Here is a 6,942-nt window from a genome sequence, read left to right on the forward strand (position 1 = left end):
GTAGAGCTGGCGGGCGCCTCGGGATGCTCGTGAGGGAGGAAGTCACGGTGGCGGCCCGCGAGTGCAGCCGGGTCGGTGCCTCGGCCCTACTCGCTCGCCAACGCCCCGGGGTCTTCGATCTGTGTCAGGCTGGACTGGTCCGGATGGTTCGGCAGCGACAGCAGGAAGCATGCTCCCCCGGTGGGCGACGTTTCGTAGGTCAGGGTCCCACCGTGGGCACGGGCGATTCCATGCGCGATCGCCAGCCCAAGTCCTGTGCTGCCGTGGGCACGGGATCGCGAGCTGTCTGCCCTGGTGAATCGTTCGAAGATTTCTGCCTGGAGGTCCGCGGGCACGCCGGGGCCGTTGTCGCGGACCCACGTCTGGACCCGGTCGGGATGCACGGCGATGCCTGTGGTCACGGTCGTTCCGGCGGGGGTGTGCGCACGGGCGTTTGCGAGCAGGTTCGTCAGGACTTGGTGCAGACGCTGCTCGTCGCCCTGGACAGTCACCGGCTCCTCGGGGAGATCCAGTTCCCAGCGGTGGTCCGGTGCACTCGTGCTCGCGTCGATCACCGCGTCCAGGACGAGCCGGGTCAGGTCTACCTCGGCGCGGGCCAGCGGCCGGCCAGCGTCCAGCCGAGCCAGTAGCAGCAGGTCGGCGACCAACAGGCCCATCCGGTCGGCGGCGGCCCGGATCCTGGCCAGGGCCTCGGTGGTCTGCGCCGGCAGCAGAGTGTCGGTATCGGCGCCGTACTCCGCGCTGGCGCGGATCGTGGCCAGCGGCGTGCGCAGCTCGTGGCTGGCGTCGGCGACGAACCGGCGCAGCCGGGCCTCGGTGGCGTCGCGCGCCGTCATGGCGGTGCGCACCCGATCCAGCATCCGGTCGAACGAGGCACTGACCTGATCGACTTCGCGGGTGGAGCGTTTCGGAGCAGCTGTGCTGGGCAGCCGCTGGTCCCCACCGGCCAGGGCGAGGGTGGAGACCTCTAGTGCAGTGTGGGCGAGGTGGTCGAGCGGACGAAGCCTGCGGCGTACGACCAACCCGGCCGCCGTACCACCGAGAACCACCAGGGCGGCAAACAGTGCTGCCTCGACCATGAGCAGTTGGACCAGGGTCTCGTTGACCGGGTGCAGGGGGAGTCCGGTGATCTGCGTGTCGCCATCGTGACCACGTGCGGCCCGCACCCGGTAGTCGCCCAAGGAGCTCAGGTCGACGTCCTGGGTGTTGCCGGCGGCGATCCGGTGCACGGTTGCGGCATCGGCCGCGCTCAGCGTCACCGGATGGGTGGTGCCGTCGTGACCGACGACGATGGCTTGAGCGATGTGGTGGGCGTGTAGCCGGATCCCGAGCGTTCCCTCAGTCTGGCCGGGGATGACGTCGTCGGGGTCGTGCTTGCCCTTGTCCTCGGTCGGCTCGTGCTGCCTGTCGTGCTCCAAGCTGGCCGCGTAGCGGCCGCCGGCAGAGACCAGTTGGTCGTCGATCCGAGAAATCAGGAAGTGTCGCACGGACACCTCACTCACGGCGCCGACGACCAGGCCTGCCACGACCAACACGACCACCATGCCGGCGGTCAGTTGTCCCCACAAGCTGCCCGTGCGGCGTCGGGGGCGGGCTGGCGGGGGCCTCATCTCGGCGTACGCAGCACGTAGCCCGCGCCGCGGACGGTATGGATCAACGGTTCCCGGTCAGCGTCGATCTTCTTGCGCAAGTAGCTGATGTAGAGCTCGACGATGTGCGCCCGGCCGCCGAAGTCGTAGTCCCAGACGTTGGCCAGGATCTGTGCCTTGGACACGACCCGCCCGGTGTTGCGCATGAGGTAGCGCAGCAGCTCGAATTCTGTGGTGGTCAGCTGGATGCGGGCGCCACCGCGGAAGACCTCGCGGCCCTCCTCCTCGAGGACCAGGTCGGCGACGGTCAGGCCGTCCGTGCCTCCCTGGGCACTGCCGTGCCCCGTACGCCGCAGCAGGCCGCGCAGCCGGGCCATGACCTCCTCGAGGCTGAACGGCTTGGTGACGTAGTCGTCGGCGCCCGCGGTGAGCCCAGCGATGCGCTGCTCGACCTCGTCGCGAGCGGTCAGGAACAGCACCGCTACGTCCGGGTCGGCAGCACGCACCCTGGCCAGCACACCGAGCCCATCCAGGTCGGGCAGCATCATGTCGAGCACGATCACGTCGGGCTGCAGCCGACGGGTGCGCCGAATTGCGTCGGAGCCGGTGTAGGCCGTGTGGGCGTCCCAGCCATCACGGCGGAGCACGCTGGCCAGCACCTCGGCCAGGCTCTGCTCGTCATCGACCACGAGGGCCACCGGCTTCCTCTCAAGGCGCTCGGTGGACGTGGAGATCGAGGCAGTGGCTGTCGGCGGTGACGGGGCGGCGTCGGCGGCACTCACCCACTCATGGTGACCCGTCGAACGGGCCCCGAGCCTCAGCAGTGGCTGTGGATTTGCTCTGAAGGCCGGTTTCAGAGCCTGCACAGAGGTGCGCGCAAGGGTCCGCACAGCCGCGACCGGGACAGTAGGGGCTCCAGAGCGATCGGAGGCTAGAACTCATGACGAGGACCAGGGCAGACGGCGGCCGGCATCGCGCCAAGGTGGTGACGTGGACCCTCGTGGCCGGCGCCACGCTCGGCGCCACGGCTGTCGCCGGCGTGGCCGCGGCCGCACCCCGGCCGACCTCGACGACTGCGTCGACCGGGCAGCAACAGGTCGAGCGGCACAGCCAGGGCGGCGAGGAACGACACGAGGGCAGCTCGCGGAGCGAGCACGGCGACGAACAGGGCCAGCGGAGCTCTGCGCGGACTTCGACCAGCACGCCCAAGGTGCGGCACCAGCAGCGAGTCGTGCTCTCCCCACCGACGAGCCAGCAGCCGTCGGCGACGTCGAGCGGGTCATGACCGCCACCCCGACACGGGCCCGGTCTCGGGCGGCGGTCCAGTGGGACCTGTGGACGATGACGGCGCGGCTAGTGGTCGATGACGGGGCAGCGCTCGCGGAGGCAACCAGGTTACTGAATGCTCACCTCGCCGCCATCGAGGACGCCGCGAGTCGCTTCAGGACCGACTCCGAGGTCTGTCGCCTCGCCGCCAGCCCGGTCGAGCGTCATGAGGTCAGCCGGCTGCTGGGTGACATGCTTGCTGCCGCCCTGGATGCCGCCGAGGTGAGCGGTGGCCGGGTGGATCCCACCGTCGGAACGGTGTTGTCCGCCTTGGCGAGGCCGGCACCGGCGGTGCGTGCCAGCATGCGCCGCAGGGCCACGTGGCGAGATGTGCAGGTCCAGGAAACGGTCGTGCGGATGCCGCCCGGGACGCTGCTCGATCTGGGGGCCACAGGCAAGGCCTTCGCCGTCGACCGTGCCGCCCAGATGCTCGCCCGTGAGCTCGGCTGCGGTGTGCTGGTCAGCCTGGGCGGGGACCTACGGACGGCGGGAGAACCACGCGCGCCGTGGACGGTACTGGTCCGGGACGGGAAGGACGAGCCGGCCACTGTCGTGGACCTCGCCGCCGACGCCGCCGTGGCGACCTCATCGTCCCTGCACCGGACGACCGGTCCCGACCTCGCGCCCCACGTCATCGACCCGCTCAGCGGGCACTCGGTTGGCAAGCTGTGGCGCACGGTGACCGTGGCCGCCGAGACCTGCGTGGAAGCCAACACCTGGTCCACGGCTGCGCTCGTGGCCGGTGCCGACGCGCCCGACCTGCTCGCTTCCACCGGACTTCCGGCCCGGCTGGTGGCCGCAGACGGCTCGGTGCACTACCTCGGGGAGTGGCCGCGGTGACGAATGCGCTCTGGTACTTCGGACGCGGCTTCGGGGTCAGCGCCCTGGCGCTGTTCAGCATCGTGGTGGTCCTGGGCATCGTCACCCGGGCAGGACGTCCCCTGCCGGGGCTTCCCCGGGTGGCAGTGACCACGGCCCACCGCACGGTGAGCCTCTCCGCAGTTGCCTTTCTGGCGTTGCACGTGGTCACCCTGTTGTTCGACCCCTACGCTCAGTTGCGCGCCACCGACGTGGTGCTGCCCTTTCTGTCGACCTACCGGCCGTTCTGGCAGGGCCTGGGAACCTTGGCGCTCGACCTCGCGATCGTGCTGGTCGTCTCCAGCCTGCTGCGCAACCGGCTGGGGCTGAGGACATGGCAGGCCATCCATTGGTTGGCCTACGGCTGCTGGCCGCTGGCGGTGGTGCATGCCGTGGGGACCGGCACCGACCGCGGCTCCACGTGGCTGCTCGGGGTGGTCGGTGGCTGCGTGCTCGTGGTCACGGGCGCGGTGGGCTGGCGACTGCTCGGGTCCCGGTTCGTCCCGCCGGAGCCGCCGAACCGGATCCCGCCGCCACGTGACCTGGCAGGCCTGCGGTGACCACGGCAACCGGTCCGCGCGCGACACCCCAGGTCAGTGGCCTGCTGGACGCTCGCGCCGCCACCTACCGAGAGCACATCGAACGGCTGGGGCCGCTTCCCCGCCTGCGGACGGAACAGCTGCTGGGCGAGGTCGCCGACGCCGGGCTCACCGGGCGCGGCGGAGCACACTTCCCCACGGCACGCAAACTGGCCGCGGTGGCTGGCACTCGCCACGCCTTGGTGGTCGGCAACGCCGCCGAGGGGGAACCGGCCAGTTGCAAGGACCGCGTGCTGCTCGGCTCGGCGCCCCATCTGGTACTCGACGGGCTCGCCCTCGCCCGTGATGTGGTCGGCACTCGTCGCACCGCTCTCGCCGGACCCCCCGACGTGCTGGATGGCCCCCTGGCCCGCGCCCTCGCCGAGCGGCGCGAGCGGGTGCGACTGGTCGGCATACCGGAGGGATTCGTGACCGGTCAGGAGACCTCGGTGGTTTCGGCAGCTCTGGGCCGGCCGGCGAAACCGGCGACGCTCACCGGCCCGCTGGTGGCGGGCGGTCTGGGTGGCCAGCCGGCGCTGGTGCTCAACGTCGAGACCCTCGCTCACCTTGCCCTGATCGTCAGGTACGGTCCGAATTGGTGGCGCTGCCGCGGGGTTCCGCAGGACCCCGGCACCCGGCTGGTCAGCCTCTCCGGCTCGGTCCGCTGGCCGGGTGTCTTTGAATTCGGCGGCGGCAGCACGCTCGGTGATCTCATCGCCACCGCTGGCGGGACCACCGAGGCGGTGCAGGCGCTCCTCGTCGGTGGCTACCACGGCGGTTGGGTGCCCTGGACTTCCGAGACCGCGGACTGTCCTTTCACCACCCAGGGGCTGCAGTCGCACGGGGCCGCACCGGGTGCCGGCGTGGTGATCGCCCTCCCGGCCGCGCACTGTGGGCTGGAGGCGGCTGCGGGGGTTGTGGCCTATCTCGCCGGGGAGTCGGCCGGCCAGTGCGGCCCGTGCCGCAACGGCCTGCCCGCACTCGCCGACCACCTCGAGGCGCTCGCCTATGGCCACAGCACACCCCAGACCGTTCGGGAGCTGTACCGGCTCAGCAACCTGGTCGAAGGCCGAGGTGCCTGCCGTCACCCGGATGGGACGGCCCGCTTCCTGCGCAGCACCCTGCGCACCTTCGCCGATGAGGTCCAGCACCACCTCGCAGGGCACTGTTCCGCGCGCGCCGAGGCGCCCACGACCAGGAGGACGCCGTGGCTGTTGAACTGACCATTGACTGGACCAGATGCGAAGCCCGCGGAGTCTGCCTCGAGCTGCTCCCCGACCTGATCCGCCCCGACGACTGGGGCTATCCCATGCCACGGCACTCGGGGTTGGTCGTTCCACCTCAAGTGGCGCCCGACGCCGAGGCGGCCGTGCGCGAGTGCCCTCGGATGGCCCTGCGGCTTGCCATGCGCCAGTGAACATCGAACCGGGTCAGGGCAACAGCTCCCGCATGGTCGACCTGCTCTACCGGTCACTGCAGGAAGCGGCCGCGGCGGCGGTCGGCCAGTCCGAGCGGCACGATCCGGTCCGCGCGGGCACAGGCGGACCCGCCGGCAACGCCCTGATCACCGCGTGGGTGGGGCTCGTACTGTTCGCGCTCTTCCTCGCCGAACTGGTCACCCTGCTCGATGTGCGCGGGCTGATCAGCTGGCACGTCGCCATCGGGGCACTGCTGGTCCCACCCGCGCTGGTCAAGACCGCCAGCACGGGCTGGCGAATCGTCCGCTACTACCGCGGCAACCCCGACTACGAGCGGGCCGGGCCGCCCCCGCTGCTCCTGCGTCTGCTCGGACCCATGGTCGTCGTCAGCACGCTGGCATTGCTGACCACCGGCGTGCTACTCATCGTGTTCGGCCAGGACACCAGCCGCCGGACTTTGCTCGCACCTCTCGGTTTCCGAATCGACTGGATCACCCTGCACCAGGCGACCTTCGCAGCTTGGACCGTCGCGACCGGCTTGCACGTACTTGCCCGCTTGGTACCGGCCCTGCGCCGCGCCGGCGCTCGTGCGCAGCGCGAAGAAGTCCCCGGCGCGGCACTGCGAATGGGCATCATGGTTGCTCTGCTCGCCGCGGCAGCAGTCATCGCGGTTCTCCTGGTGCAGGCCGACGCCTCCTGGCACCTCGGACCCCCGAACTTCAACGGCTGACCCCGATCCATTTCGCTGGAGGTCGCGCCGCCGCGACTCGACGCCAACTCCACGGGCTGATCCGTCCGGACCAGGGCTGGGAGCCCCGCTGCGACCAAGACTTCATCCGTTGTTCACTTGTGGTTCACCGCGGCGCCCATGATCTCCGAGATGGGGACCTTAACCTGCTCGTCGTTGCCTGCCGCAGGGCCAGAACGGGTCCCGCATGAACAGGGGGCGAAGCGCTGCCCGCGCCTTGGTGGCGATCGCTCACGGTGAACGGCGCCGCCGTTCCTCACGCTGAAGGGCGCCACGTTCTTGCTCGCAGATGGGAGTGACTTCTTGGTCAGCACCGCCCTCGCCCTGCTTGTCGTCATCATCGTGGTGGGATTGGTCTTCGACTTCACCAACGGTTTCCACGACGCCTCCAACGCCATTGCCACCTCCATCTCGACGCACGCGCT

The 6,942-nt window shown here is 70.4% G+C and carries 8 protein-coding genes; 6 read left to right on the forward strand and 2 right to left on the reverse strand.

Annotated elements, in window-relative coordinates; genetic code table 11:
- Nucleotides 1-86 precede the first annotated feature (86 nt).
- On the reverse strand, nt 87-1,544 hold the full coding sequence (locus tag VFL99_RS11840; RefSeq protein ID WP_325106559.1) for a sensor histidine kinase: 1,458 nt from the start codon (nt 1,542-1,544) through the stop codon (nt 87-89).
- 62 nt (nt 1,545-1,606) lie between these two features.
- Nucleotides 1,607-2,323 carry a response regulator transcription factor gene (locus VFL99_RS11845; RefSeq protein ID WP_325106569.1) on the reverse strand — a complete coding sequence of 239 codons (717 nt, stop codon included), beginning with the start codon at nt 2,321-2,323 and terminating at the stop codon, nt 1,607-1,609.
- A 206-nt stretch (nt 2,324-2,529) separates the two neighbouring features.
- On the opposite strand from VFL99_RS11845, the gene VFL99_RS11850 reads away from it, so the two are divergent.
- From VFL99_RS11850 to VFL99_RS11875, 6 genes are read left to right on the forward strand one after another with little or no spacing between them, the layout of a single operon-like run.
- Entirely contained in the window at nt 2,530-2,874 is a 345-nt protein-coding gene (locus VFL99_RS11850) for a hypothetical protein (RefSeq protein WP_325106560.1), read from the forward strand.
- Complete coding sequence (locus VFL99_RS11855; protein WP_325106561.1) at nt 2,871-3,755, forward strand: FAD:protein FMN transferase; 885 nt, start codon at nt 2,871-2,873, stop codon at nt 3,753-3,755. The genes VFL99_RS11850 and VFL99_RS11855 overlap by 4 nt, the downstream gene beginning before the upstream one ends.
- A complete protein-coding gene (locus VFL99_RS11860) occupies nt 3,752-4,333 on the forward strand; it encodes a ferric reductase-like transmembrane domain-containing protein (RefSeq protein WP_325106562.1) in 582 nt (193 codons plus the stop codon). Before VFL99_RS11855 ends, VFL99_RS11860 begins: the two co-directional genes overlap by 4 nt.
- Nucleotides 4,330-5,574 (forward strand): NADH-ubiquinone oxidoreductase-F iron-sulfur binding region domain-containing protein, encoded by a 1,245-nt coding sequence (locus tag VFL99_RS11865; protein WP_325106563.1) that lies wholly within the window; start codon nt 4,330-4,332, stop codon nt 5,572-5,574. The genes VFL99_RS11860 and VFL99_RS11865 overlap by 4 nt, the downstream gene beginning before the upstream one ends.
- Nucleotides 5,559-5,768, forward strand: coding sequence for a ferredoxin (locus VFL99_RS11870; protein ID WP_325106564.1), 210 nt, complete (start codon nt 5,559-5,561; stop codon nt 5,766-5,768). The genes VFL99_RS11865 and VFL99_RS11870 overlap by 16 nt, the downstream gene beginning before the upstream one ends.
- Before the next feature lie 32 nt (nt 5,769-5,800).
- Nucleotides 5,801-6,499: a hypothetical protein gene (locus VFL99_RS11875; protein ID WP_325106565.1), complete on the forward strand. Its 699-nt coding sequence runs from the start codon at nt 5,801-5,803 to the stop codon at nt 6,497-6,499.
- Nucleotides 6,500-6,942 lie beyond the last annotated feature (443 nt).

This window comes from Segeticoccus sp., assembly GCF_035708005.1.